General features: G+C 66.2%; 21 protein-coding genes. 10 read left to right on the top strand and 11 right to left on the bottom strand.

Annotation, left to right across the window (positions count from 1 at the left end; all coding sequences use genetic code 11):
• Positions 1-3: 3 nt before the first annotated feature.
• Positions 4-1440 (top strand): cobyric acid synthase, encoded by a 1437-nt coding sequence (locus J8I26_RS14970; RefSeq protein ID WP_209608046.1) that lies wholly within the window; start codon positions 4-6, stop codon positions 1438-1440.
• Positions 1441-1515: 75 nt separating this feature from the next.
• On the opposite strand, the gene J8I26_RS14965 is transcribed toward J8I26_RS14970, so the two are convergent.
• The 3 genes from J8I26_RS14965 to J8I26_RS14955 form a co-directional block, all read right to left on the bottom strand.
• Positions 1516-1716 carry a hypothetical protein gene (locus J8I26_RS14965; RefSeq protein ID WP_209607906.1) on the bottom strand — a complete coding sequence of 67 codons (201 nt, stop codon included), beginning with the start codon at positions 1714-1716 and terminating at the stop codon, positions 1516-1518.
• 160 nt (positions 1717-1876) lie between these two features.
• Positions 1877-2884 carry a response regulator transcription factor gene (locus tag J8I26_RS14960; RefSeq protein ID WP_209607905.1) on the bottom strand — a complete coding sequence of 336 codons (1008 nt, stop codon included), beginning with the start codon at positions 2882-2884 and terminating at the stop codon, positions 1877-1879.
• Positions 2862-6284 carry an ATP-binding protein gene (locus J8I26_RS14955; RefSeq protein ID WP_209607904.1) on the bottom strand — a complete coding sequence of 1141 codons (3423 nt, stop codon included), beginning with the start codon at positions 6282-6284 and terminating at the stop codon, positions 2862-2864. The genes J8I26_RS14960 and J8I26_RS14955 overlap by 23 nt, the downstream gene beginning before the upstream one ends.
• 647 nt (positions 6285-6931) lie before the next feature.
• On the opposite strand from J8I26_RS14955, the gene urtA reads away from it, so the two are divergent.
• The 8 genes from urtA (at position 6932) to J8I26_RS14915 (ending at position 14817) form a co-directional block, all read left to right on the top strand.
• Complete coding sequence (gene urtA / locus J8I26_RS14950; protein ID WP_209607903.1) at positions 6932-8188, top strand: urea ABC transporter substrate-binding protein; 1257 nt, start codon at positions 6932-6934, stop codon at positions 8186-8188.
• A gap of 247 nt (positions 8189-8435) precedes the next feature.
• A complete protein-coding gene (urtB, locus tag J8I26_RS14945; RefSeq protein ID WP_209607902.1) occupies positions 8436-9353 on the top strand; it encodes an urea ABC transporter permease subunit UrtB in 918 nt (305 codons plus the stop codon).
• 43 nt (positions 9354-9396) lie between these two features.
• A complete protein-coding gene (gene urtC / locus J8I26_RS14940; RefSeq protein WP_209607901.1) occupies positions 9397-10593 on the top strand; it encodes an urea ABC transporter permease subunit UrtC in 1197 nt (398 codons plus the stop codon).
• A complete protein-coding gene (gene urtD / locus J8I26_RS14935) occupies positions 10590-11357 on the top strand; it encodes an urea ABC transporter ATP-binding protein UrtD (protein WP_209607900.1) in 768 nt (255 codons plus the stop codon). The genes urtC and urtD overlap by 4 nt, the downstream gene beginning before the upstream one ends.
• Positions 11358-11451: 94 nt before the next feature.
• Positions 11452-12141: an urea ABC transporter ATP-binding subunit UrtE gene (urtE, locus tag J8I26_RS14930; protein WP_209607899.1), complete on the top strand. Its 690-nt coding sequence runs from the start codon at positions 11452-11454 to the stop codon at positions 12139-12141.
• 26 nt (positions 12142-12167) lie between these two features.
• On the top strand, positions 12168-13190 hold the full coding sequence (locus J8I26_RS14925) for an aliphatic amidase (protein ID WP_209607898.1): 1023 nt from the start codon (positions 12168-12170) through the stop codon (positions 13188-13190).
• A gap of 64 nt (positions 13191-13254) precedes the next feature.
• On the top strand, positions 13255-14433 hold the full coding sequence (fmdA, locus tag J8I26_RS14920) for a formamidase (protein WP_209607897.1): 1179 nt from the start codon (positions 13255-13257) through the stop codon (positions 14431-14433).
• An 87-nt stretch (positions 14434-14520) separates the two neighbouring features.
• On the top strand, positions 14521-14817 hold the full coding sequence (locus J8I26_RS14915) for an FmdB family zinc ribbon protein (protein WP_209607896.1): 297 nt from the start codon (positions 14521-14523) through the stop codon (positions 14815-14817).
• Between the two features lie 13 nt (positions 14818-14830).
• On the opposite strand, the gene J8I26_RS14910 is transcribed toward J8I26_RS14915, so the two are convergent.
• Both J8I26_RS14910 and J8I26_RS14905 read right to left on the bottom strand, forming a co-directional pair.
• Entirely contained in the window at positions 14831-15073 is a 243-nt protein-coding gene (locus tag J8I26_RS14910) for a hypothetical protein (RefSeq protein WP_209607895.1), read from the bottom strand.
• A 4-nt stretch (positions 15074-15077) separates the two neighbouring features.
• Positions 15078-15950, bottom strand: coding sequence for an HDOD domain-containing protein (locus tag J8I26_RS14905; RefSeq protein WP_209607894.1), 873 nt, complete (start codon positions 15948-15950; stop codon positions 15078-15080).
• A gap of 255 nt (positions 15951-16205) precedes the next feature.
• Between J8I26_RS14905 and J8I26_RS14900 the strand changes: the two genes are divergently transcribed.
• Positions 16206-18608: a DUF3141 domain-containing protein gene (locus tag J8I26_RS14900; protein ID WP_245200358.1), complete on the top strand. Its 2403-nt coding sequence runs from the start codon at positions 16206-16208 to the stop codon at positions 18606-18608.
• Here the strand turns inward: J8I26_RS14900 and J8I26_RS14895 are convergent, their stop codons facing one another.
• From J8I26_RS14895 to phnD, 6 genes are all read right to left on the bottom strand, one after another.
• Positions 18609-19340, bottom strand: a complete 732-nt coding sequence (locus tag J8I26_RS14895; protein ID WP_209607892.1) for a sulfite exporter TauE/SafE family protein — start codon at positions 19338-19340, stop codon at positions 18609-18611.
• Between the two features lie 368 nt (positions 19341-19708).
• Entirely contained in the window at positions 19709-20533 is an 825-nt protein-coding gene (phnX, locus tag J8I26_RS14890; RefSeq protein ID WP_209607891.1) for a phosphonoacetaldehyde hydrolase, read from the bottom strand.
• Between the two features lie 29 nt (positions 20534-20562).
• A complete protein-coding gene (gene psrA / locus J8I26_RS14885; RefSeq protein WP_209607890.1) occupies positions 20563-21648 on the bottom strand; it encodes an iron-containing alcohol dehydrogenase PsrA in 1086 nt (361 codons plus the stop codon).
• Positions 21649-21679: 31 nt separating this feature from the next.
• On the bottom strand, positions 21680-22528 hold the full coding sequence (gene phnE, locus J8I26_RS14880) for a phosphonate ABC transporter, permease protein PhnE (protein ID WP_209607889.1): 849 nt from the start codon (positions 22526-22528) through the stop codon (positions 21680-21682).
• The gene (gene phnC, locus J8I26_RS14875) at positions 22528-23328 is read right to left on the bottom strand and encodes a phosphonate ABC transporter ATP-binding protein (protein ID WP_209607888.1); all 801 of its coding nucleotides are present in this window, start codon (positions 23326-23328) and stop codon (positions 22528-22530) included. The genes phnE and phnC overlap by 1 nt, the downstream gene beginning before the upstream one ends.
• Positions 23325-24191 carry a phosphonate ABC transporter substrate-binding protein gene (gene phnD, locus J8I26_RS14870; protein WP_209607887.1) on the bottom strand — a complete coding sequence of 289 codons (867 nt, stop codon included), beginning with the start codon at positions 24189-24191 and terminating at the stop codon, positions 23325-23327. Before phnD ends, phnC begins: the two co-directional genes overlap by 4 nt.
• Between the last annotated feature and the right edge of the window lie 145 nt (positions 24192-24336).

The raw sequence follows: 24336 nt of genomic DNA, 5'->3' as shown, positions 1-24336 counted from the left end.
CTGATGATCCAGGGCACCACCTCGGACGCCGGCAAGAGCACGCTGGCCGCCGCGTTGTGCCGGTTGCTGAAGCGCGACGGCGTCACCGTCGCCCCGTTCAAGCCGCAGAACATGGCCCTGAACAGCGCGGTCACCGCCGACGGCGGCGAGATCGGCCGCGCCCAGGCGCTGCAGGCGCAGGCCGCCGGCATTGCGCCGCATACCGACATGAACCCGGTGCTGTTGAAGCCCTCCAGCGACACCGGCGCGCAGGTGATCGTGCACGGCAAGGTGCGCGCCGACATGAACGCGCGCGACTATCACCGCTACAAGACCGAGGCGATGCAGGCGGTGCTGCAGTCCTACCAGCGCCTGCGCGCGCAATATCGCGCCATCATCGTCGAAGGCGCCGGCAGCCCGGCCGAGATCAACCTGCGCGCGCGCGACATCGCCAACATGGGCTTTGCCGAGGCGGTCGATTGCCCGGTCATCATCGTGGCCGACATCGACCGCGGGGGCGTCTTCGCGCACCTGACCGGCACGCTCGACTGCCTGTCGCCAAGCGAGCGCGAGCGGGTGATCGGCTTCGTCATCAATCGCTTTCGCGGCGATATCAGCCTGCTGCAACCGGGCCTGGACTGGCTGGAGCAAAAGACCGGCAAGCCGGTGCTGGCAGTGTTGCCTTACCTGCATGGCTTGCAGCTCGATGCGGAAGATGCGATTGCGTCATCGCAGACGGTGCGCGGCGCGTTCCGCGTGCTGGTGCCGGTGCTGCCGCGCATCAGCAATCACACCGACTTCGACGCGCTGCGCGCGCATCCCGACATCGACCTGCAGTTCATCGGCCCGGGCCGGGCGATCCCGCCGGCCGACCTGATCATCCTGCCCGGCAGCAAGAACACGCGCGGCGACCTGCAGTGGCTGCGCGAGCAAGGCTGGCCGGACGCGATTCGCAAGCACCTGCGCTACGGCGGCAAACTGATCGGCATTTGCGGCGGCTTCCAGATGCTGGGCGAGGGCGTGGACGATCCGCACGGCGTAGAAGGCGCGGCCGGCGCAAGCGAAGGCCTGGGCCTGCTGGCCATGCGCACCGAGCTGACCCGGGAGAAACGACTGGTGCAGGTATCCGGCCAATGCGCCTTCACGCACGACCGGGCCGGCGTCAGCGGCTACGAGATCCACATGGGCGTGTCATCGGGCGCGGCGCTGGCGGCCCCGGCATTCATCATCGACGGCCGCGGCGAAGGCGCACGCTCGGCCGACGGCCAGATCCTGGGCAGTTATCTGCATGGCATGTTCGATACCCCGCAGGCATTCTCGGCGCTGATGGCCTGGGCCGGCCTGGGCGGGGTGGCGGCGGTCGACCTCGACCAGCTGCGCGAGGCCAGCCTGGAGCGGCTGGCCGATGCGACCGCGCCGTTGTACGACGCGTTGAAGCAGGTGCGCTCGCGCTTCGGCTGAGGCTCTGAAAGAAAAGTCCCGGCGCAGGGCCGGGACTGGTGGGCGGATGGCGATTGTCGATGCTTGGGCGGCGGCTCAGGCCAGCGCTTCCTTGGCCGCTTCTTCCGGAGTGAGTCCGTCGTAGAACAGATCGGTGAACCATTCCACCTGTTCTTCGATGTGCTCCTGGGCCTGGTCCAGCGTGGCGCCGCCCTGGACCAGGAACTGCTCGACTTCAGTGCACCATTGGATCAGGGCTTCGGTTTCCGGATCCAGCTTCTCTTGTTTCTTGGGCATGATGTTTCCTTGCTCGTTGAGGTACTGCACTCATTGCGCCGCATGCAGCGCAGCGAGTGCATTGCAAGGATATGCCAAAGCGCGCGGGCGCGCCGGACTATCTGCCATCTTCTTCCTGTCGCCTGTGCTTGCCGTCCGGGCAACATCGAGCGTCCATCGTCTATTGCAGCATGCCGCCGGCGGCGGGCTGTACCATTCCGCTGGCCAGCACCGCCGCTGCCGAGCGCGTCTCGACGCCGAGCTTCACGAAGATGTGCTCCAGGTGCTTGTTCACCGTGCGCGGGCTCATGCCGAGGATGTCGGCGATGTCGCGATTGGTCTTGCCCTTGCCCAGCCACAGCAGCACGTCGCTCTCGCGCGGCGTGAGGCGAAAGCTGTCGAACGCCGCGACGGCGGCTTCATCCATGCCCGCGGGCAGGGCGGCCATGGCGGCGACTGCCGGCGCGCTCACGCATTTTTCTTCCAGCAACAGGGTGATGCCGTGGCCTTGCCCGGCCGGCGAGACGGCGATGCTCAGTTCATGCCCGTCCTGCGTTACCACCAGCGGCGTGCCGCTGCAGCCGCCCTGGCGCTGCAGCGCCAGGTTCTGGTTAAGCCAGGCTTGCAGCGCCGCCGGCAGCTTGTGGCTCGCGCCGCCTGTGCCATTGGCGCTGCCCGGGAAATAGCGCTCCAGCCAGAGCGACGCTTTGCTGGTCTGCCACAACGGCAGGCCGTTGCCGCCCAGCACGATGACCGCATGCGCGGCATGCTCCAGCACGCCGCGCGTCTGCGACATCATGCGCGCGGTGCGGATGTGCGAGCCGATGCGCGCCACCACCTCCTGCGGCCGGATCGGCTTGGTCACATAGTCGATACCGCCCACCTCGAAGCCGCGCACCACGTGCTCGGTTTCCGACAGGCCGGTCATGAACACCACCGGCACGTGGCTCACGCTCTTGATCAGCTTGATGCGGCGGCAGGTCTCGAAGCCGTCGATGCCGGGCATCATCGCGTCCAGCAGGATGAGGTCGGGCGTGATGCGGTCCAGCCGCTCCAGCGCACTCATGCCGTCGGTGGCGACCAGCACGATGTGCCCGCTCTCGTCGAGCGAGTCCGACAGCATGGACAGGTTGTCGGGCATGTCGTCGACGATGAGGACCACATGCCTATCGAACGTCGTTGAGATCATGGCGGATCATCTCCTTGATGCGGGTGACATATTCATTCAGGCGGAACTGCTTGACCAGTTGCCGCAGCTCGGTGGTGAAGGGCAGGTAGGCGGGATTCTGCCGCTCCATGTCGTCGAGCTGCCTGAGGATTTCCTTGGCGTAGCCGATGGCGCCCAGCTCCAGCAGGGCGCGCAGCTTGTTCTGGGCGGGCACCAGCAGCATGGTCTGTGCGCCCGCCGCGTTGGCGATGGCGGCGGCCGCCGGCTGCGCCAGCGCCGGCAGCCAGTCGATCTGCAATTGCATCCGGATCTTGGCCAGCAGCTCGTTGTAGGACACCGGCTTGACGATGAAGTCGTTGTAGAGCGGCGGGTCGAGCCGTTCGTGCGCGGCCTCGAAGGCGTCGGCCGAGACGAACACCACCGGCAAGCGCAGCAGCCCGCGGGCGCGGATGGCGCGCGCCACCGACCAGCCGTCCATCAGCGGCATGGCGATGTCGAGCAGCACCAGGTCGGGCAGGGCGCGCGAGAGCGCTTCCATGCAGGCGATGCCGCTGTCGGCTTCCTGCACCTCGAAGCCCAGCGGCTGCAGCATCTCCCGCAGGATGCGGCGCTGCGAGGCCTGGTCGTCGACCACCAGTATCCGTTTGCTGGGGCCGGCGTAGCCCGACATCTGGTCTTCCAGTTTCAGCGTGGGACGCGGCACGTGCACCTCCGGCAGATAGATCTTGAGGTGGAAGCTGCTGCCGCGTCCGACCTCGCTTTGCACCGACAGCTCGCCGCCCATGATGTGGGTCAGCATGCGGCTGATGGCCAGGCCCAGGCCGGTGCCGATGTCGCCGCGCAGGTTGGCGGCGTTGCTGCGCTCGAACGGCAGGAAGATGCGTTCCAGGTCGTCGTCGGCGATGCCGATGCCGGTGTCGATGATGTCGAAATAGGCGATCTCGCGCGCGTAGCGCACCCGCAGGGTGACGCCGCCCTGGTCGGTGAACTTGACGGCGTTGCCCAGCAGGTTGATCAGGATCTGGCGTACCCGCTTCTGGTCGGCATGGACGATGCCGGGCAGGCGGCCGACCTGCTCGAAGCGGAAATGCAAGCCTTTCTGCTCGGCCTGCGGCGCGAACATGGCGGTGATCTGTTCGAGCAGGCCCGGCAGCGCCAGCTCGTCCGACGCCAGGCGCATTTTGCCGGCCTCGATCTTGGCGATGTCGAGCAGGCCGTCGATCAGGCTCAGCAGGTGCTCGCCGCTGCGGCGGATGGTGGCGATGGCGTCCTTGCGCGCCGGCGGGATGGTGGCGTCCACGTGCAGGATCTGCGCGTAGCCGAGGATGCTGTTGAGCGGCGTGCGCAGCTCATGGCTCATGCCGGCCACGAAGCGGCTCTTGGCCAGGTTGGCCGCTTCGGCGGCTTCCTTGGCGCGCTGCAGCTCGGCGTCGGTGCGCTTGTGCGCCTCGATCTCCTGCAGCAGCAGGTTGGTCTGGCGCTCCGACTCTTCCTGCGCCACGGCGCGGCTCTCATTGGTCAGCACCAGCCACCAGGCGCCGACCCCGAGCACCACCAGCAGCATGCAGAACAGCTTGATGAAGACGCCGCGCAGGGAGTCCGCCGTCACCAGAGCGGTGCCGGAGATATCGGCCATCTGCTGGAAATAGAGCATCCACAGCATCACCGCCAGCCCTCCGGCCAGCACGCCGAACACGATCAGGTAGTGGCCGATGCGGGTGTTGAGCTTGAGCGAGAAGCGCGCCGGCATCAGGCGACGCAAGGTCAGGAAGATCTGGTTGGGCAGGCGCGCCGCGGGCGTCTTGCAGCGGTCGTTGCAGCGCGCGTCCAGCGAGCAGCACAGCGAACAGATGGCGCCCTGGTAGGCCGGGCAATGGGCCATGTCGGGCGTCTCGAAGCGGTTGCCGCAGATCACGCAGTCGAGCTGGCCCTGGGCATGGCTGTGGTCGGACAGGGTGTCGCGGCGCGCGATGTAGTAGCGGCTGCCGGTGGCCAGCGCGATCAGCGGCGCGCACACCAGCGCCGTGCCCAGCGCGATGAAGGGCGACATCGCCGCCGCCAGCTTGCCCAGCACGCCCGACATGGCGACGGCCGAGAGCAGCGAGGCGATCGCCATCGCGCCCACGCCGACCGGGTTGACGTCGTACAGGTGGGCGCGCTTGAACTCGATGTGCGCCGGCGAAAGCTTGAGCGGCTTGTTGATCAGCAGGTCGGAGACCACCGCGCCTATCCACGAGATCGCCACCAGGCTGTACAGCGCCAGCACGTGCTCGAGCGCGTTGAACACGCCCAGCTCCATGAGCAGCACCGCGATCAGCACATTGAACACCAGCCATACCACGCGCCCGGGGTGGCTGTGGGTCAGCCGCGCGAAGAAGTTGGACCAGGCCAGCGAGCCGGCGTAGGCATTGGTGACGTTGATCTTGATCTGCGACACCACCACGAACAGCACCACCGCGCCCAGCGCCAGCGCCGGATTGGCGAACACGTACTGGTAGCCGACCAGGTACATCTGGGTCGGCTCCACCGCCTTGCCCATCGGGATCTCGTGCTGGATGGCGAGAAAGGCCAGCAGCGCGCCGCCCAGCATCTTGGCCCCGCCCAGCAGGATCCAGCCGGGCCCGGCCAGCAGCAGCGCGCTCCACCAGCGGCCGCGGTTGGCCTCGGTCTTTTCCGGCAGGAAGCGCAGGAAGTCGACCTGTTCGCCGATCTGCGCGATCAGCGAGAAAGCCACCGTGGCCGCAGCGCCGAACAGCAGGATGTTGAACGAGCTGCCGTCCTCGGCGCGCCCGGCGAAGGTGATCAGGTTGGCCAGCGCGTCGGGTTCCTTGTGCAGCACGCAGATGTAGGGCAGCGCCAGCAGCACCAGCCACAGCGACTGGGTCCACATTTGCAGCCGGTTGATCAAGGTAATGCCGTAGGCCACCATCGGAATGATGATCAGCGAGCACAGCACGTAGCCGTAGACCAGCGGCAGGCCGAAGTAGATCTCGATGGCCTGCGCCATGATCGCCGCTTCCAGCGCGAAGAAGATGAAGGTGAAGCTGGCGTAGATCAGCGAGGTCACGGTGGAGCCGATATAGCCGAAGCCGGCGCCGCGCGTGAGCAGGTCCATGTCGACGCCGTAGCGGGCGGCGTAGTAGCTGATCGGCAGGCCGGTCAGGAAGAACAGCACCACCACGCAGACGATGGCCCAGAAGGTGTTGGTAAAGCCATAACTGAGGGTGATGGCGCCGCTGATCGCCTCCAGCGCCAGGAACGAGGTCGCGCCCAGCGCCGTATTGGCCAGCCGGAATTCCGACCAGCGGCGAAACGAGCGCGGCGTGTAGCGCAGCGCATAGTCTTCCAGCGTCTCGTTGGCGACCCAGGTGTTGTAGTCGCGCCGGACCTTCACGATCCGTTGTATGGCGGGATTGCTCACAGTGTGCTCGCGTTCTTGTGTGCGGCCGGGTGGCCGTGCTACGGGCTGCCGCGTCCGTTCTCCTGCGGCGCGGGATGCTGCAGGGCGGCCTCGCGCTGCGGTGATGGCTTCAGATTCTTCAGAAAGCAATTTTCAAACCAATCGGCGGGCGCGGGCATACGTCAAATGACGTATGCCGCCGCGCCGCATTGCTGCGCGCTTCACCAAAACGCGGCACGGCGCGCGCTTGCGGCCTCCTGCGGGGCGGGAGTGTTGCCGCCGGGACGCACCAATTCCATGCCGGTCATGGGCGAAACCTGTGCACGCGCGCCGCGCCGCAGCGCCCGGCGCGTTACGTCAAACAACGTATTGTTGCGCCGCATCGACGCTCCTATTCTTCGTCCCAGAACGAACGGCAATCAAGCGCTGGCGACGCGCCGGCCGGCAGCAGGAGAGAAATGCTCGCATGCCCGCGCCGCCGCCTCAGTCCGCAATGCCTGGTCTGGCCGGATTCGTTCGACCGGGGGCGCCTGCCGGCTGCGGGCGGTTCAGGTCATGTAATGAGCGCAATGAATGCAGTGAGTGCAGCAAGTGCAAGCAACGCCACCAGCATCGCGATCGCCACGATCGCGTTCCATGAGTCCAACAAAGCACGAAAGGAGTACCGCATGTCGCACCGTTCCTCTTCCAAACCCGCCTCATCCCAACGGCGCAAGATCCTGATGGGGCTGGCCGCCGGTGCGGCAGCCGCGGCGCTGCCGGCCATCGCCTCGGCGCAGCAGTTCCCGACCGCCAAGGTCAACACCACCAAGTTGGCCATTACCGACACCGAAGTCACCGTCGGCCAGTTGCACTCGGCCACCGGTACCATGGCCATCAGCGAGACCGGCTCGATCCAGGCCGAGCGCCTGGCCATCGACCAGATCAACTCCATGGGCGGCATCCTCGGCCGCAAGATCAAGATCATCCAGGAAGACGGCGCCAGCGACTGGCCGACCTTCGCCGAAAAGGCCAAGAAGCTGCTGGAGAACGACCGCGTCGCGGCCGTCTTCGGCTGCTGGACCTCGGCCTCGCGCAAGGCGGTGCTGCCGGTGTTCGAGAAGGACAACGGCCTGTTGTACTACCCGACCTTCTACGAAGGCCTGGAGCAATCCAAGAACGTGTTCTATACCGGGCAGGAGGCGACACAGCAGGTGCTGGCAGGGCTGAACTGGGTGGCCAAGGAAAAGAAGGCCAAGACCTTCTTCCTGGTCGGCTCGGACTACATCTGGCCGCGCACCTCCAACAAGATCGCCCGCAAGCACATCGAGAACGTGCTCAAGGGCTCGGTGGTGGGCGAGGAGTATTACCCGCTGGGCAACACCCAGTTCGGCTCGCTGATCAACAAGATCAAGCTGAAGAAGCCAGACGTGATCTTCGCCGACGTGGTCGGCGGCAGCAACGTGGCCTTCTACAAGCAGCTGAAGGCGGCCGGCGTCACCGCCAAGACCCAGAACCTGCTGACCATCTCGGTGACCGAGGATGAAATGCTGGGCATCGGCGGCGAGAACGTCGAAGGCTTCTTCGCCTCGATGAAGTATTTCCAGAGCCTGGACAACGCCAACAACAAGAAATTCGTCGCCGAGTTCAAGGCCAAGTTCGGCGCCAACTCGGTGATCGGCGACGTCACCCAGGCCGCTTACCTCGGCCCGTGGCTGTGGAAGGCGGCGGTCGAGAAGGCCGGCAGCTTCGACGTCGACAAGGTGGTCGCGGCCTCGCCCGGCATCGAGTTGAAGACCGCGCCGGAAGGCTACGTCAAGGTGCACGAGAACCATCACCTGTGGAGCAAGACCCGCATCGGCGAGGCGCAGAAGGATGGCCAGTTCAAGGTCATCTACGAGTCCGACCTGATCGAGCCCAATCCTTTCCCGAAGGGCTATCAGTAAGCCTGTGCGGCTGCGGCGTCACTCGGTCTTGCCGGTGGCGTTTTCTGTCCCAGCCCTCGCGGCCGGGCAGCGAACGACACTGGATCCCGGCCTGCGCCGGGATGACGGGGTGGGGCTGCAGCCGTCGATCCGAGCAGCAAAGCGGCGGCGTCTGTTGTGACATGCGGACGCTGCCGCCCCTCGGCTTGCCGGTGCGTAAGCCCGGCTTTTTTCGCTCCATCCTTTATCGCCCACGGCGGGAGTCAACATGGTTTCTCTATCCGAATTCGGCGCCATCTTCGCCATGCAGGGCTTCAACGGCCTGTCGGTGTTTTGCGTGCTGCTGCTCATGGCGCTGGGACTGGCCATCATCTTCGGCCAGATGGGCGTGATCAACATGGCGCATGGCGAGTTCCTGACCATCGGCGCCTACATTACCTACCTGCTGTCGCACCTGACCACGACCTACGCGCCGGCGCTGCAGCCGTTCTATTTCTTCGGCGCGGTGGTGCTGTCCTTCGTGGTGGCCTACGGCGTCGGCTACCTGACCGAGCTGCTCCTGATCAGCCGTCTCTACAAGCGCCCGCTGGATACGCTGCTGGCGACCTGGGGCCTGTCGCTGGCGATGCAGCAGACCTTCCGTTCCATCTTCGGCGCCAAGGAAGTCAGCGCCACCTTGCCGAACTGGCTGCTGGGCTCGTTCAAGCCTACCGATGCCATCGACATTCCGATCAACGGCCTGTTCATGATGGGCCTGACGGTGCTGCTGACCGGCGCCATCTTCGTGCTGCTGTTCCGTTCGCGCTGGGGGTTGCAGGTGCGCGCCACGATGCAGAACCGGGTCATGAGCGGGGCGGTGGGCATCAACACCCGCAAGGTCGACCGCACCACCTTTGCCCTCGGTTGCGGCGTGGCCGGCGTGGCCGGCGCGGCCTTCACCACGATCGGCTCGACCGGCCCCACCAGCGGCTCGCTGTACATCGTCGACACCTTCCTGGTGGTGGTGTTCGGCGGCGCCCAGAGCCTGATCGGCACCATCGCCTCGGCCTTCTCGATTGCCCAGACCCAGTCCACCGCGGAGTTCTTCCTGACCGGCTCGATGGCCAAGGTGCTCACGCTGTCGGCGGTGATCCTGATCCTGATGCTGCGTCCGCAGGGCCTGTTCTCCAGCAAGGTGCGCAAGTGAACGCGGCCCTCTCTTCACGACTTCATCTTAGCGAGGCCAGACAATGAATGCGGCATACGAAAAATTATTGGGCGGCAAGTCCGGCTTGATGGGACTGCTGGTGCTGGGCGCGCTGCTGCTGGTGGTGTTCCCGCTGTCGCTGGACATGTTCCGCCTCAACCTGGTCGGCAAGTACCTGTCGTACGCCTTCGTCGCGGTCGGCCTGGTGCTGTGCTGGGGCTACGGCGGCATCCTCAGCCTGGGGCAGGGCGTGTTCTTCGGCCTGGGCGGCTACTGCATGGCGATGTTCCTGAAGTTGGAAGCCTCCGACCCGATCAGCACCAAGATTCAATCCACCCCCGGCATCCCCGACTTCATGGACTGGAACCAGATCACCGCGCTGCCGGCGATGTGGCAGCCGTTCCACAGCTTCAGCTTCACCGTGCTGGCGGTGCTGGCAGTGCCCACGCTGCTGGCCTTCCTGATCGGGCTGGCGATGTTCAAGCGCCGCGTGGGCGACGTCTACTTCTCCATCGTGACCCAGGCCATCGCCGCCATCCTGGCGATCCTGATCATCGGCCAGCAGGGCCTGACCGGCGGCGTCAACGGCATCACCGACCTGAAGACGCTGATGGGCTGGGACATCCGCACCGACAGCGCCAAGCTGATCCTGTTCTTCGTCAACGCCGGGCTGCTGTTCGCCTGCATCCTGCTGGGCCGTTACATCCTGTCCTCCAAGCTGGGCCGCCTGCTGGTGGCGATGCGCGACAAGGAAGAACGGGTGCGCTTCTCGGGCTACGACGTGGCCAGCTTCAAGGTCTTCGTGTTCTGCGCGGCCGCCATGTTCTCGGCCATCGGCGGCGCCATGTTCACGCTGCAGGTGGGCTTCATGTCGCCGTCCTTCGTGGGCATCGTGCCGTCCATCGAGATGGTGATCTATGCCGCGGTGGGCGGGCGCATGTCGCTGCTGGGCGCGGTCTACGGCACGCTGCTGGTGAACTTCGGCAAGACCTATTTTTCCGAGACCTTCCCCGAGCTGTGGCTGTTCCTGATGGGCGGCCTGTTCATCGCGGTGGTCATGTACTTCCCCAACGGCCTGGCCGGCCTGGTGCAGAGCCACGGCAAGCGGCTGATGGCGCGCCTGCGCAGCAAGCCGGCCGCCGCGCCCGACGCCGTCAAACCTAAGGCGCCGGCCAAGGCTGCCGCCGACACCACCCGCGACGGCATCGAGCCCGGCGCCACCCTGGAGGCAAGCAAATGAGCGACGCACCCATCGGATTCGAATCGGACGCCCACCCGGTGCTGGCGATCGAGGATCTCACGGTTTCCTTCGACGGCTTCAAGGCGGTCGACAAACTGAACTTCTACGTGCAGCGCAACGAGGTGCGCGTGGTGATCGGCCCCAACGGCGCCGGCAAGACCACCGTGCTGGACCTGATCTGCGGCAAGACGCGCGCCACCTCTGGCAGCATCCGCTTCAACAACCATGAGCTCACCAAGATGAGCGAGCACGCCATCGTGCGGGTGGGGGTGGGGCGCAAGTTCCAGACGCCGTCGATCTACGAAAACCTCTCGGTGTTCGAGAACCTGGAGATGTCGTTCCCGCGCGGACGCAAGGTGTTCGGCGCGCTGACCTTCAAGCGCTCGCCGGACGTGGTGGCGCGGGTCGAGGCGGTGGCCGCCGAGATCTTCCTGGACGAGTTCCTGCATACCCAGGCCGACCTGCTTTCGCATGGCCAGAAGCAGTGGCTGGAGATCGGCATGCTGCTGATGCAGGAGCCCGAACTGCTGATGTTGGACGAACCGGTGGCCGGCATGAGCGTGTCCGAGCGCGAGAAGACCGCGCAGCTGCTGGGACGTATCAGCCAGGGGCGCTCGGTGGTGGTGATCGAGCACGACATGGACTTCGTCAAGAGCATCGCACACAAGGTGACCGTGCTGCACCAGGGAAAGATCCTGGCCGAAGGCAGCATGGACAAGGTGCAGTCCGACCCCAAGGTGATCGACGTCTACCTCGGCCACTAACGGCCGTGCCTGGAAAAACGCCGCTGGACTGCGTTGCTGCCTTCTTGCCGGCGACGTTTTGCCAGCCACTCTGAGAATATTTGAGGAGAACTTCATGTTCAATGTCTCGCAACTCGCCTCCGGCTACGGCCAGAGCGCGGTCATCCACGACATCAGCCTGTCGGTGGCCAAGGAAGAAATCGTCGCCGTCATGGGCCGCAACGGCATGGGCAAGACCACGTTGTTCAAGACCCTGATGGGCATCCTGCCGCTGCGCGCAGGCAGCATCGCCATCGACGGCGTCGAGCTGGGTGGCATGGAAAGCCACCAGCGCGTGGCCCGCGGCGTGGCCTACGTGCCGCAGGGCCGCATGATCTTCCCCGGCATGACGGTGCTGGAAAACATCCAGACCGGCCTGGGCCCGCAGGCGCGCGGCAAGGTGCCCGACGAGCTGTACGCGCTGTTCCCGGTGCTCTACGACATGCGGACCCGCAAGGGCGGCAATCTCTCCGGCGGGCAGCAGCAACAGCTGGCCATCGCCCGCGCGCTGGCCACCAACCCACGCGTGCTGCTGCTGGACGAGCCGACCGAGGGCATCCAGCCCTCCATCATCAAGGACATCGCGCGCAGCCTGAAGGAGATCCGCAAGATCCGCGAGCTGACCATCATCGTGTCGGAGCAGGTGCTCAGCTTCACGCTGGAGATCGCCGACCGCTTCCTGGTGATCGACAAGGGCCGCTTCGTCTACGAGGACACGCGCGCCAACGTCGATGCGCCGACCATCAGCAAGTATCTGTCCGTGTAATTCCGTTTTCGCAAAGGAGCCGAACCATGAGGCATGGAGACATATCGAGCAGCAAGGATGCCGTCGGCGTGGCGGTAGTCAATTACAAGATGCCGCGCCTGCACAACCGCAGCGAGGTGCTGGACAACGCCAGGAAGATCGCCGCCATGCTGGTGGGGATGAAGCAGGGCCTGCCGGGGCTGGACCTGGTGGTGTTTCCCGAGTATTCCACGCACGGCATCATGTACGACGAGGCGGAGATGTATGAGACCGCCGCCACGGTGCCGGGCGACGAGACCCGCATCTTCTCGGAAGCCTGCCGCATCGCCGGCGTGTGGGGCGTGTTCTCGCTGACCGGCGAACGCCACGAGGAGCATCCGCGCAAGGCGCCGTACAACACGCTGGTGCTGATCAACGACCAGGGCGAGATCGTGCAGAAGTACCGCAAGATCATGCCCTGGACGCCGATCGAGGGCTGGTATCCGGGCGACGCCACTTACGTCTGCGACGGCCCCAAGGGCCTGAAGATCAGCCTGATCATCTGCGACGACGGCAACTATCCCGAGATCTGGCGCGACTGCGCCATGAAGGGCGCCGAGCTGATCGTGCGTTGCCAGGGCTACATGTATCCGGCCAAGGAGCAGCAGGTGCTGGTGGCCAAGGCCATGGCCTGGATGAACAACGTCTACGTCGCCGTAGCCAACGCGGCCGGCTTCGACGGCGTGTATTCCTACTTCGGCCACTCGGCCATCGTCGGCTTCGACGGCCGCACGCTGGGCGAATGCGGCACCGAAGAAATGGGCATCCAGTACGCCGAGCTCTCGGTGAATGCGATCCGCGATGCGCGCCGCAACTGGCAGTCGCAGAACCACCTGTACAAGCTGCTGCACCGCGGCTACACCGGCAAGATCAATTCGGGCGAAGCGCCGGCGGGTGTGGCCGATTGTCCCTTCGATTTCTACAAGACCTGGGTCAACGACCCGCAGGCCGCGCGCGCCGCCGCCGAGGCGATCACGCGCAAGAGCGCCGGCACGCCCGAGTGCCCGGTGCCGGGCATTCCGTCCGAGTGATGCATACGGAAAAAACAGCACACCAGAAGCAGCAACACCACGAACCACATCCCAAGGAGGTCGCATGCAACACTTCAAGATCAAGCCCGGCGTTCCGCTGGCAGAGCAGCCTGAACTCGGTCACAACCGCTGGCACCCGGACCTGCCGTTCCTGTCCTCGGTGAAGCCGGGCGAATCGATACTGATCGAGTCGCTGGACTTCCTGGACGCGCAGATCAAGGACACCGACGACGTCTCCGACGTCAAGAACGTCGACCTGACGCGCGCCCACCCGCTGACCGGCCCGTTCCACGTCGAGGGCGCAGAGCCGGGCGACCTGCTGGTGATCGACCTGCTGGACATCAAGCCGGTGACGCCGGTCGGCTTCTCCGGCGTGTTCGCCAAGGAGAACGGCGGCGGCTTCCTGGCCGATTATTTCCCCGATGCCGACAAGGCGATCTGGGACCTGAAGGGCCTGTACGCCACCTCGCGCCACATTCCCGGCGTGCGCATCGCCGGCCTGACGCACCCGGGCCTGATGGGCTGCCTGCCTTCGCACGACCTGCTGGCCGAATGGAACCGCCGCGAGGCGCCGCTGGCCGCCAAGGGCCTGGCCAAGCCGCCCGATCCGAGCACCGCGGTGCTGCGCGGCCTGACCGGCGCCAAGTTCGACGAGATGGCCAAGGTCGCGGCGCGCACCGTGCCGCCGCGCGAGCATGGCGGCAACACCGACATCAAGGATCTCTCGGCCGGCACCCGGATCTTCTTCCCGGTGTATGTGAAGGGCGCGGGCTTCTCGATGGGCGACCTGCACTTCTCGCAGGGCGACGGCGAGATCGGCTTTTGCGGCGCCATCGAGATGGACGGCGTGAGCCACGTCGGCTTCGACCTGATCAAGGGCGGCATGGCGAAGTACAACATCACCTCGCCGATCTTCATGCCCAGCATCGTCAAGCCGCATTACGAGCAATGGCTGACCTTCGAAGGCATCAGCGTGGAGAACGGCACCAACTACTACCTCGACGCCACGGTGGCCTATCGCCAGGCCTGCCTGAAGGCGATCGACTACCTGACGCACTTCGGCTACACCGGCAGCCAGGCCTACATGCTGCTGACGGCGGCGCCCGTGGAAGGGCGCATCGGCGGCATCGTGGACATTCCCAACTGCGCCTGCACGGTGGCCTTGCCGACCTCGATCTTCGACCAGGACATCACGCCCAAGGGCATGCTGAACGAGCAGTCGTATTGGGGCCGCAAGCGCTGACGGCGCCCGCGCGCGGGAGCGGCAAGATGCGGATCCGGCGGCTGCCGGATCCGCACCTCAACCTTGGCATTCACTCAGGAGCGGCATATGCCCTTGTACGATATTCGTTGCAGCCATTGCGAAGGCATCTTCGAGAAATTCCTCAGCATGCAGGCGCTGCACGGCGCAGTCGCCTGTCCGTACTGCAAGCAGGAGACGCAAGCCGCGCCGATGCTCACCGGCGGGCGTGTCGGCCTGCAGGTGCGCGAGCGCTGGCGTCCGCGCAACGGCGCCGAGCAACTGGCGGGGCAAGGAGCGGCCGGCCCGGGCGCGCACGCCGGGGCGGGGCGCAGCAGCGTGCTGCACAATTGCAAGGGACATAGCTGCAGTATCTGCGCGACCTGACGGTCGATGCAGCTCAGACGGCCCTGGCGAGCAGAACCACCAGGCCGATGGTGCACAGCAGGCCGAACAGGGCCACCAGTTCGAACTCGGGAAAGCCGCGCCGCGCGTCTTCGCGCATATGCATGAAGCGCGGGTAGCGGCCCAGGGTCAGCAGTTTCAGGGCGACGCTGCCGATGGCGTAGAAGACGCTGTAGAACGCCAGCGAGCGCAGCAGGCCCGCAATCAGGCTGCCCACTGCGCCCAATATCGTTTCCATCGTCTTATTCCAGCATCGCGTCCAGCCCGGCGCTCAATTCCTTCAGGGCTGGCATGGCGCGCTCGGCCTTGTCCGGCGCGTGCTTCACCAGCAGCGGCGCCCACGCCGGGTCGACGCCCAGCTTCTTGGCCACTTGCGCCGGGTAGCAGGCGCGCGCGGCCTCGTCATCGAGCTTCAGCACATCCACGCGGGCGATCCAGGCGCCCAGGTGGACCCAGCCGGCGGCGCGGTCCAGCTTGCCCGAGGCCATCGGATCGGGCGTGTCGCGCAGGGCCGAGGCCAGCGCCTCGGGGAAATTCCAGATGCCGGCCAGTTCGGCCGAGACGTCGGCGTAGTGGAAGCCCCAACGTTCCTTTTCCTTCTCGGCGCGCGCGGCGTCCAGCACATTGACCAGCTTGTCCAGCGGTGCGGCTTCGGCCGGGGCAACCGCATGCAGTTGCAGCTGGCCGATGCCGTGCATCATGCCCACCGTGAAGACGGCGTCGCCGTTGTCGATCCCGTGGTCGCCGGCATGCATGGCCAGCCAGCGCGCGGCCACCGCGGTGTAGAGGTTGTGGCGCCAGAACTGCGGCAGGTCCATGCCCTTGGTGTTCTTGAACGCAGCCACCATGCCGTTGCCCAGCACCAGGTTGCGCACCATCACGAAACCCAGCATGCGCAAGGCGTCGTCGACCGTGCCGACGGTGCGCGAGACATGGAAGAAAGCGGAATTGGCCAGTCGCAGCAGCTTGGCCGCGAGGGCTGGATCGGCGGCGATCTGGCGCGCGATGTCGGCGGAGGAGACATCTTCGGAATTGAAGCTGGCGATCAGTTGCTGGACCACCTTGGGGACGGTCGGCAATTTGCCGGGTTGGTCGACCAGGCTTTTGAGCTCCATCAAGATTCCCTCCGTGCAATTGTTTTATGGTCAATACCGGGAAATGCGGTTCCATTGTCGCAGAGATCGAACGATTTGCCGCTCCCTTTCTCCGTATCATGGTGTTGACCAACATCCCTGGGAGGGTACATGGCAAGCCGCAAGAAAGCCGCAGATCACGCTACCGCAACCGCATCGGCCGAATCATCGGCAGCCACGGCAAACCTGAACGCATCGGCCGGCTGGGGCGATGTCAACGCCTACCTGACCGACTCCATGCAGCGTACCTTCCTGTTCCTGGATACGCTGTTGGATCGCGGCAACGCCTACCTCGAACACCTGGAACAGGGCACGCCGCCGCTGCTCAAGTTCGAGCATGAACTGGTGGTGGACGGCCATGACCTGTCGCAGCCCTGCAACTACGCGCTGCTGCGCCTGCAGCCGCCGCCGGGGCTGCCGGTCGATCCGCAGGCGCGGCCGGTGGTGGTGGTCGACCCGCGCGCCGGCCACGGCCCGGGCATCGGCGGCTTCAAGTTCGACTCCGAAGTCGGCATGGCGATGAAGGCCGGCCATACCGTCTACTTCGTGACCTTCCGCCCCGAGCCGGAAGACGGCCAGACGCTGACCTCGGTGATGGACGCCGAAGCCAGCTTCCTGGAGGAAGTGATCCGCCGTCATCCGCAATGCAAGGCCAAGCCGGTGGTGATCGGCAATTGCCAGGCCGGCTGGGCCATGATGACGCTGGATGCGGTGCGGCCCGAACTGTTCGGCCCGCTGATGATGGTGGGAGCGCCGGCCTCCTACTGGGCCGGCAGCTCGCAGCTCAATCCGATGCGCTACAGCGGCGCCACGCTGGGCGGCACCTGGCTGGCCTCGCTGGCGGCCGACCTTGGCGCCGACCGTTTCGACGGCGCTTATCTGGTGGAGAATTTCGAGAAGCTCAATCCCGCCAATACCTTCTGGAGCAAGTACTACAACCTGTGGTCGGCGGTCGATACCGAAGGCCCGCGCTTCCTCGAGTTCGAGCGCTGGTGGGGCGGCTTCTTCCGCATGACCGGCGCCGAGATCGAGTCGATCACCGAGAACCTGTTCGTCGGCAACAAGCTGGCGCGCGGCGAGCTGATGGTGAAGGGCCGCGCCGTGAACCTGCGCGACATCACCTCGCCCATCGTGGTGTTCGCCTCCTGGGGCGACAACATCACGCCGCCGCCGCAGGCGCTGAACTGGATCATCGACACCTGGGGCGACGAGCGCGCGATTGCCGCCGCCGGCCGCACCATCATCTACGTGCTGCATGAGAGCGTGGGGCACCTCGGCATTTTCGTCGGCGGCTCGGTGGCGTTGAAGGAGCACGACCAGCTGGTGAGCTCGCTGGACGTGATCGAAAGCCTGCCGCCCGGCCTCTACGAGATGAAGCTGGTGCGCAAGGACGGCCTGCAGGCGCAGCGCTGGGACGAGCTGGAGCCGGGCGACTACACGGTGCATTACGAGCACCGCACCATGGACGACATCCGCAGGATCAACCCCGAGGGGCGCGAGGAGGAGTCGGTCTTCTCCACCATCAGCCAGTGGTCGGAAATCAATTCGAACCTCTACAAGACCTGGCTGCGGCCCTGGGTGCGCATGGCGTCCACGCCCGCCACCGCCGGCGCGCTGATGAAATTCAACCCGCTGCGCATGCAGCGCCAGCTGTTCTCCGACACCCATCCGGCCGCAGCTTTCATCCGCCAGCAGGCGGCTGAAGCACGCGCCAAGCGGGTGCAATTGGCTGACGACCATCCGCTGAAGCTGTTCGAGCAGAAGATGGCCCAGCGCATCACCGATGAACTCAATGCCTTCCGCGACCAGCGCGACGCGCGCACGGTGAAGATGACGCGCCAGCTGTTCGGCCCCTCCGGGCTGGGCGCCTGGCTGCCGCCGCGCGAGCCGGACGCCGAGGTGGCGCACCGGCGCGCGCTGCAGGACCTGGGCGAGTATCGCGACGCCGTGCTGGAAGAAATCGACCACGGTGGTTTTGCCGAGGCGGTGTGCCGCATCGTGATCGCCGGCATGGTCTCGATCGGCGCCTTCGAGCGTCGCAGCCTGCGCCTGGCGCGTTTGTTGGCGCAGCTGCCCAACATGCATGCCAGCGTGTCGCCGCAGACCAACTGGGTGCAGCTGTTGAAGGAGCAGGCGCGCATCACGGCGGTGGCGCCGGTGGAAGCGCTTAACGCCCTGCAGCAGATGCTGCCCGAGACCGCCACCCGCGAACGCGCGCTGGCGCTGGCGGCGGCGGTGATGATGATCGAGCCGACGCTGGCCAATCCGCGTTCTGAAATTATCGAGTTCCTGATCGGCACGCTGGGCGTTGATCCGGACAAGGTGATCGCGCTGGCGCGCAAGCTGACCACGGCCATCGGCGAACAGCCGGACGAGATCACGTTGCCGGCCAAGAAGAGCGAGGCCGCGCGACCGGCGAGGACGGCGGCGCGCAACAGCACAGCCAAGCCGGCGGCCAAGGCTGCATCGACGAAGGCAGGAACGAAAGCGGTGGCCAGGCCGGCGGCTAAACCGGTGGCGAAGCAGGCCACTAAGCCGGCCGCTAAACCGGTCATTAAAGCAGCCGCCAAAGCGGTCAGCAAACCGGCTGCGAAGAAACCGGCCGCCCACCCGACGCGTGCGAGGAAGACGGCCGCCTGATCACGCCCCGTGCAGCGCCGCCCACAACAGCGACAAGCCCGACGCCACCAGCAGCACATCCAGCAGCCGCTGGTGGTGGCGTTCGCTCATCTGCATGACGAAGGCCTTGCCGACGAAGGTGCCGGCCATCAGTGAGGAACCCACCAGCAAGCCCTGCAGGAATACCGACAGCGGCATCGCGCCCAGTTCGCGGAAGGTCAGCACCTTGCTCACGTACAGCGCCAGCGAGCTGGCCGCCTCGGTGGAGAGGAAGGCGCCCTTGGCCAGTCCGTAGGACGTGAAGGCCGGCACGCTCAGCGGCCCGGTGGAGAGCACGATGCCGGTCAGGTAGCCGATCACCGCGCCGCACAGCGCCAGCTGCCATAGTTTCAATTCGAAGTTGCGCCGCTTGAGCCAGTGCCGTACCGGCACCATGGCGATGAAGAATGCGCCCAAGCCGATGTCGATCCAGTGCGACGGCAGCTGCAGCAAGGTGCGCGCCCCCAGGATCGCCGCCGGCACGCCCGTCACCGAGTAGGCCGCGAATGCGCGCCAGTCCACCATGCGCCACCACGCCATCACCCGCGACAGATTGGCCATCACCGCCGCCACCGCCATGATGGGCACCGCCTGCTTGGGACCGAAGTTGTAGACCAGCACCGGCAGCAGCATGATGGACGAGCCGGTGCCGATGACGCCGCTGATCATGCCGGCCACCAGGCCGACGGCCAGGACGAAGAGATAGGCTGCCACGGGAAGTTGTTGTCGTTGTAGGTGAGGGGATTATAGGGGCTTGGATGCTGGCCCCGGTCTGGAACTTGTAGGGCGCTGATGGGGCGCGATCAACGACGCTGGGTTCCTGCTTTCGCAGGAACGACAGGTAGTGAGATATCTTGAAGCTGTGAAGGTGTTGGCTTCCTTCCCGTGTCGTTCCTGCGAAGGGAGGAACGGCAGATGGTGGGGTGACTTGAACCTGCGAAGGTGTTCGCAGCCTTCGCCTTGTCGTTCCTGCGAAAGCAGGGACCCAGTGTCGTTCAGTACATGTCGAGGCACGAGGAAAGACACTGGATCCCGGCCTGCGCCGGGATGACGGAAAGAGCGTTACTGCAGGAAGGTCGGGTTCAGGGCCGCTCGCCCGCCGCCAGCCGCGCCTCGATCTGCGTCACCACGCCCGGCAGGTCGGCCACCGAGTCGATCACGTAATGCGCCCCCGCCGCGCGCAGGCGTTGCTCGGCGCGCGCCTTGAGGAGGGCGACTTCATCGGGGGCCAGCGCCGCCAACTGCTCACGCGTGCAGCCGACCTCATTGCCGGACAGCGATACACCCACGCTCCACATGCCGGCGCGGATGCCTTCCTCGATGCCGGGCACGGTGTCGTCCACCTTGATGCAGCCGGCCACGTCGCCGATCTTCAGCGCCAGCACGTTGGCCAGCGCCATGAAGGGGCCGGGCCGGCCGCCAGCATCCAGCTCGTCGCCGGCCACTACGTGGTCGGGGGCGATGCCGTCTTGCGCCGCCAGCGGCAGCAGCACGTCCAGCACCTCGCGCGGATAGCCGGAGCAGGAGCCGACCTTCAGGCCGCGCTCGCGCAGCCATGCCAGCATGCGGGCGGCGCCCTCGATGGGGTGCGAATACGCGCCGACCTTGGCGATCTGCATCGGCATGAAGCGCGCGTAGATGGCGTCGACGTCCTGGTCGGTCGGCGCGCGGCCGGTGTAGCGCTGCCACTGGTCGGCGATGGCGGCGTCGTCCAGCAGCGTGCGGATGTGCTGCCACTTGGACAGGCCCATCGGACCGCGCGCCTGTTCCAGCGTGATGGCGATGTCGAAGCTCTTGAAGGCGTCGACGAAGATCTGGGTCGGCGCCAGCGAGCCGAAATCGACCAGGGTGCCGGCCCAGTCGAAGATGACGGCTTGCAGGGCGATGGCGGGGCGGGTGGTGGACATGGGATGCTCCTTGTTCAGTAGTCGGTGGTTCAGTGGGCGGCGGCGATGAAGTTGCGTCCGCGCGGGCCTTGCAGGGCGTGTTGCACCAGCGCGTCCCAGGAATCGGTGATGCCGTAGTGGGCGGGGTCGGTGGACACGCCCAGGTCTTCCAGGAAGGCCGACAGGCGGGCGATGGCGCCGTCTTTATCGGCGGCGCCGAAGATCTGCACCAGCAGCGCGTCGACGCCGGCGTCGCGGCCGAAGGCCAGGCGCATCACATGCGGCAGCGAGAACGAACAGGCGATGCCGTGCGCCACGCCGTGGTGCAGCGTGATGTCATAGGACAGCGAATGCGCCAGCGCGGTCTTGGTGTTGGAGAACGCCAGGCCGGCCTGCAGCGCGGCCACTGCCATGCGCTCGCGCAGGGCGATCTCGCGCGGCTTGCGCAGCAGTTGCGGCAGCGTGGCGACGATCTCGCGCGCGGCCGAGGCGGCCAGGCTGCAGGAGACCGGATTGCGGTTGACGTTCCAGATCGCCTCCAGCGCATGCGACAGCGCGTCCAGGCCGCTGGCCAGCGTGACGCCGGGCGGCAGCGAGAGCATCAGCTTGGCGTCGACCACGGCGGCCTCGGGCCAGGTCCACGGGCGGTGCAGCGAATACTTGTTGCCGGCGGCGGCATCCCAGATGGTGGCCCAGGGCGTGACTTCGCTGCCGGTGCCGGCGGTAGTGGGAACGGCGATCAGCGCCTTGGCGCCGGCCGCATCCAGCGGCGCGCCGTCGCGCAGGTGCGCCAGCAGCTCGCCGAAGCGGCCCGAGGGCGTGGGCGCCAGCATGGCCTTGGCGCAGTCGATCACGCTGCCGCCGCCGAAGGCGATGATGCATTCGACCTCGCGGTGCTGCGACCATACGCGCTCATACATGGCCGAGAGCCAGCTGACGTCCGGATTGGGCTGGACCGCGTTCTCGACGCCGGCCAGTTGCGGGCCCAGCAGTTGCGCCAGGTATTGCTCCAGTCCCAGCGCCTGCGCTTCGGGAAAGGTGATGAGCAGCGCGCGGCGTTCGCCCAGCAAGGCGGGCAATCGTTCCAGGCTGCCGGCGCCGGCATGGACGGCGACCGGATTGTGAAAATTCCACATGAGGCTGTTTCTTGAAAATGAAGGGTTGGGTTCAGTGCGCACGGCCGTCCTGGATCATCTGGCGCAGGCGGCTGGAGACGGCGTCGGCGGCCACCACCATCAGCGTCACCACGACGATGCAGGTGGCGGTGTCCTGGTACTTGAACAGTTTCAGGCTGTTGACCAGCTCGAAGCCCAGCCCGCCGGCGCCGACCATGCCCAGCACGGTGGCCTGACGCAGGTTGACCTCGAAGCGATAGAGCACGGTGGCGATCCAGGCGGTGACCACCTGTGGCAGCACGCCGAAGACGATCACCTGCAGCGGCCGGGCGCCGGTGGCGCGTAGCGCCTCCAGCGGACCGTCGTCGATCTCTTCGATGCTCTCGGCGAAGAACTTGCCGACCATGCCCACGCCGTGCAGCGCCAGCGCCAGTACGCCGGGGAAGGGGCCCAGGCCCACCGCCGAGACGAACACCAGCGCCAGGATCAGCTCGTTGATGCTGCGGGTGACGTTGAGCGCCTGCCGCACCGCCTGGTAGACGACGCGGTTGCGGTTCAGGTTGCGCGCGGCCAGGAAGGACACGGGGATCGCCCCGAGCACGCCCAGCAGCGTGCCCCACAGCGCGATCTGCACGGTCTCCACGGCCGGCGTGACGAGGTTGCCGAGGATGCTCCAGTTGGGCGGGAAAGAGCGCGAGATGAAGTCGCCGATCTGCGGCAGGCCGCCGGCCAGCTCGCTCCACGAGAGTTGCGTGCCTTGCGCGCTCCAGGCCAGCACGAAGGCAGCCAGCGCAACCGCGGCCACGCACAGCAGCCAGGCGCGCAGGTTCAGCGGGCGCGGGCCGGTCCAGACGTAGTCGTGGTAGCTGCCGCCCCGGGGGCTTTGCATCGGTGCATTCATCACAGGGCTCCTTGCGCAGCCAGTTCCGGCGCCAGGACGCGCGCGGTCGCCGGCTCGGCGTTCTGAATCTGGTCCAGGCCGGCGTAGATCATGTTCAGGTGGGAGTCGCGCAGGTCTTCGCCGCGGCCGTCGAACACCAGCTTGCCGCCGGCCAGGCCGACGATGCGGTCGCCGAACTCGCGGGCGTAGTCGACCTGGTGCAGGTTGCACACCACGGTGATGCCCAGCTCGCGGCAGGCCGCGCGCAGGTAGTGCAGCACCAGGCGCGAGGTCTTGGGGTCGAGGCTGGCGACCGGCTCGTCGGCCAGGATCACCTGCGGCCGCTGGGCCAGGGCGCGGGCGATGCCCACGCGCTGGCGCTGGCCGCCGGAGAGCGCGTCGGTGCGCTCATGGGCCTTGTGGTCGAGTTCGACCCGACGCAGGCAGTCCATGGCCAGCGCCACATCCTGGCGCGAGAAGAGCTGCAGGATGGACGCCAGCTGCGACACCTGGCCGAGCCGGCCGGTCAGCACGTTTTTCAGTACCGACAGACGCGGCACCACGTTGTGGTGCTGGAAGATCATGGCCACGTTGCGGCGCAGGCTGCGCATCTGGCGCGCGTCGGTGGCGTCGTATCCGGCCGCCACCAGTTCGCCTGAACCCGGTGTGACCAGGCCGTTGATACAACGCAGCAGGGTCGACTTGCCGGCGCCCGAAGGCCCCAGTACCACCAGGAATTCGCCGGCGGCGACATCGAGGTCGATGCCGCGCAGCACGGCATTGCTGCCGTAGTGCTTGGTGAGCGAACGGATGCGGATCATTTCATCGCCTTGAGGTCGAGGTTGAGGATCTTCGCGGTGTCGCGCACCACGTTGTAGGCGGCGTCGTTGGTGGCGACGAAACCGTTCAGCACGCCCTGGTCGCCCCATTGCACGTCCTTGATGTTGGCGAAGGCGGCGGCGATCTTCTGCTTCAGCGCCGGGTCGAGATCGCGGCGCCACACCATTGGCGACTCGGGGATGTCGGGCGAGGTCCACACCACGTTCAGGTCGGACTGCTGCACCACGCCCTTGGCGACTGCGGCGGCGAGGATGCGGTCGGCCACGGCGGCCGCGTCGACCTTCTTGTTGGCCACGGCCAGGATGCTGGCGTCATGCGAGCCGGAGAAGATCACGCGCGAGAAATACTTGTTGGGATCGATGTTGAGCTTTTGCAGGCCGGCGCTGGGGAACAGGTGGCCGGAAGCCGAGGACGGATCGACGAAGGCCATGGTGCGGCCCTTCAGCTGCTCGACATTTTGCAGGCCGCTGTCCTTGCGGGTGATGATCAGGCTCTTGTAGTAGCTCTTGCCGCTCTTCTTGGTTTCGGCCACCGAGAAGGCCTCGACGTTGGCGACCGAGGTGGCCAGCACGTAGGAAAAGGGGCCGAGGTAGGCCACGTCCAGCTTTTTGGAGCGCAGCGCTTCGATGATGCCGTTGTAGTCGGTGGCGATGAAGGGCTTGACCGGCATGCCCAGCTGCTTTTGCAGGCTGTCGATGACGGCCTTGCTGTTTTCCAGCATGGCTTGCGAATCTTCGGCCGGGATCAGACCCACAGTCAGGGGCTGGGCGGCAGAGGCGGGCAGGCCGGCGGTGAAGGTCGAGAGCGCGCACAGGCTCAGGGCCAGGAGGGAGCGTCGTTTCATGTCTTGTCCTTGGTTCGGTATTCGGTCAATGGCGCGCAAGGCGGCTCGCAGGCAACGGGCCGCGCAAACAATGCAAAACTGGCAGGCAACCAGCGGCTGGTGCAGGGCTGGCAAGGGTTTCGTCCGGACAGGAAGAAGATTAAAG

The sequence above is a fragment of the Herbaspirillum sp. LeCh32-8 genome (genome assembly GCF_017814915.1).
Lineage (GTDB): Bacteria > Pseudomonadota > Gammaproteobacteria > Burkholderiales > Burkholderiaceae_D > Herbaspirillum.
The sequence above is the reverse complement of the archived record's forward strand: the minus strand, read 5'-3'. Positions and strand labels throughout refer to the sequence as shown.

Bases quoted from the DNA above. Each gene is read 5' to 3' on its own strand.
- J8I26_RS14965 (WP_209607906.1), bottom strand. From the start codon at position 1,716: ATGCCCAAGAAACAAGAGAAGCTGGATCCGGAAACCGAAGCCCTGATC.
- J8I26_RS14960 (WP_209607905.1), bottom strand. From the start codon at position 2,884: ATGATCTCAACGACGTTCGATAGGCATGTGGTCCTCATCGTCGACGAC.
- phnX (WP_209607891.1), bottom strand. From the start codon at position 20,533: ATGTCCACCACCCGCCCCGCCATCGCCCTGCAAGCCGTCATCTTCGAC.
- urtC (WP_209607901.1), top strand. From the start codon at position 9,397: ATGAATGCGGCATACGAAAAATTATTGGGCGGCAAGTCCGGCTTGATG.
- J8I26_RS14900 (WP_245200358.1), top strand. From the start codon at position 16,206: ATGCAGCGTACCTTCCTGTTCCTGGATACGCTGTTGGATCGCGGCAAC.
- urtD (WP_209607900.1), top strand. From the start codon at position 10,590: ATGAGCGACGCACCCATCGGATTCGAATCGGACGCCCACCCGGTGCTG.
- J8I26_RS14970 (WP_209608046.1), top strand. From the start codon at position 4: ATGATCCAGGGCACCACCTCGGACGCCGGCAAGAGCACGCTGGCCGCC.
- J8I26_RS14915 (WP_209607896.1), top strand. From the start codon at position 14,521: ATGCCCTTGTACGATATTCGTTGCAGCCATTGCGAAGGCATCTTCGAG.
- J8I26_RS14925 (WP_209607898.1), top strand. From the start codon at position 12,168: ATGAGGCATGGAGACATATCGAGCAGCAAGGATGCCGTCGGCGTGGCG.
- phnC (WP_209607888.1), bottom strand. From the start codon at position 23,328: ATGATCCGCATCCGTTCGCTCACCAAGCACTACGGCAGCAATGCCGTG.
- phnD (WP_209607887.1), bottom strand. From the start codon at position 24,191: ATGAAACGACGCTCCCTCCTGGCCCTGAGCCTGTGCGCGCTCTCGACC.
- psrA (WP_209607890.1), bottom strand. From the start codon at position 21,648: ATGTGGAATTTTCACAATCCGGTCGCCGTCCATGCCGGCGCCGGCAGC.
- urtA (WP_209607903.1), top strand. From the start codon at position 6,932: ATGTCGCACCGTTCCTCTTCCAAACCCGCCTCATCCCAACGGCGCAAG.
- urtB (WP_209607902.1), top strand. From the start codon at position 8,436: ATGGTTTCTCTATCCGAATTCGGCGCCATCTTCGCCATGCAGGGCTTC.
- phnE (WP_209607889.1), bottom strand. From the start codon at position 22,528: ATGAATGCACCGATGCAAAGCCCCCGGGGCGGCAGCTACCACGACTAC.
- J8I26_RS14905 (WP_209607894.1), bottom strand. From the start codon at position 15,950: ATGGAGCTCAAAAGCCTGGTCGACCAACCCGGCAAATTGCCGACCGTC.
- J8I26_RS14910 (WP_209607895.1), bottom strand. From the start codon at position 15,073: ATGGAAACGATATTGGGCGCAGTGGGCAGCCTGATTGCGGGCCTGCTG.
- urtE (WP_209607899.1), top strand. From the start codon at position 11,452: ATGTTCAATGTCTCGCAACTCGCCTCCGGCTACGGCCAGAGCGCGGTC.
- fmdA (WP_209607897.1), top strand. From the start codon at position 13,255: ATGCAACACTTCAAGATCAAGCCCGGCGTTCCGCTGGCAGAGCAGCCT.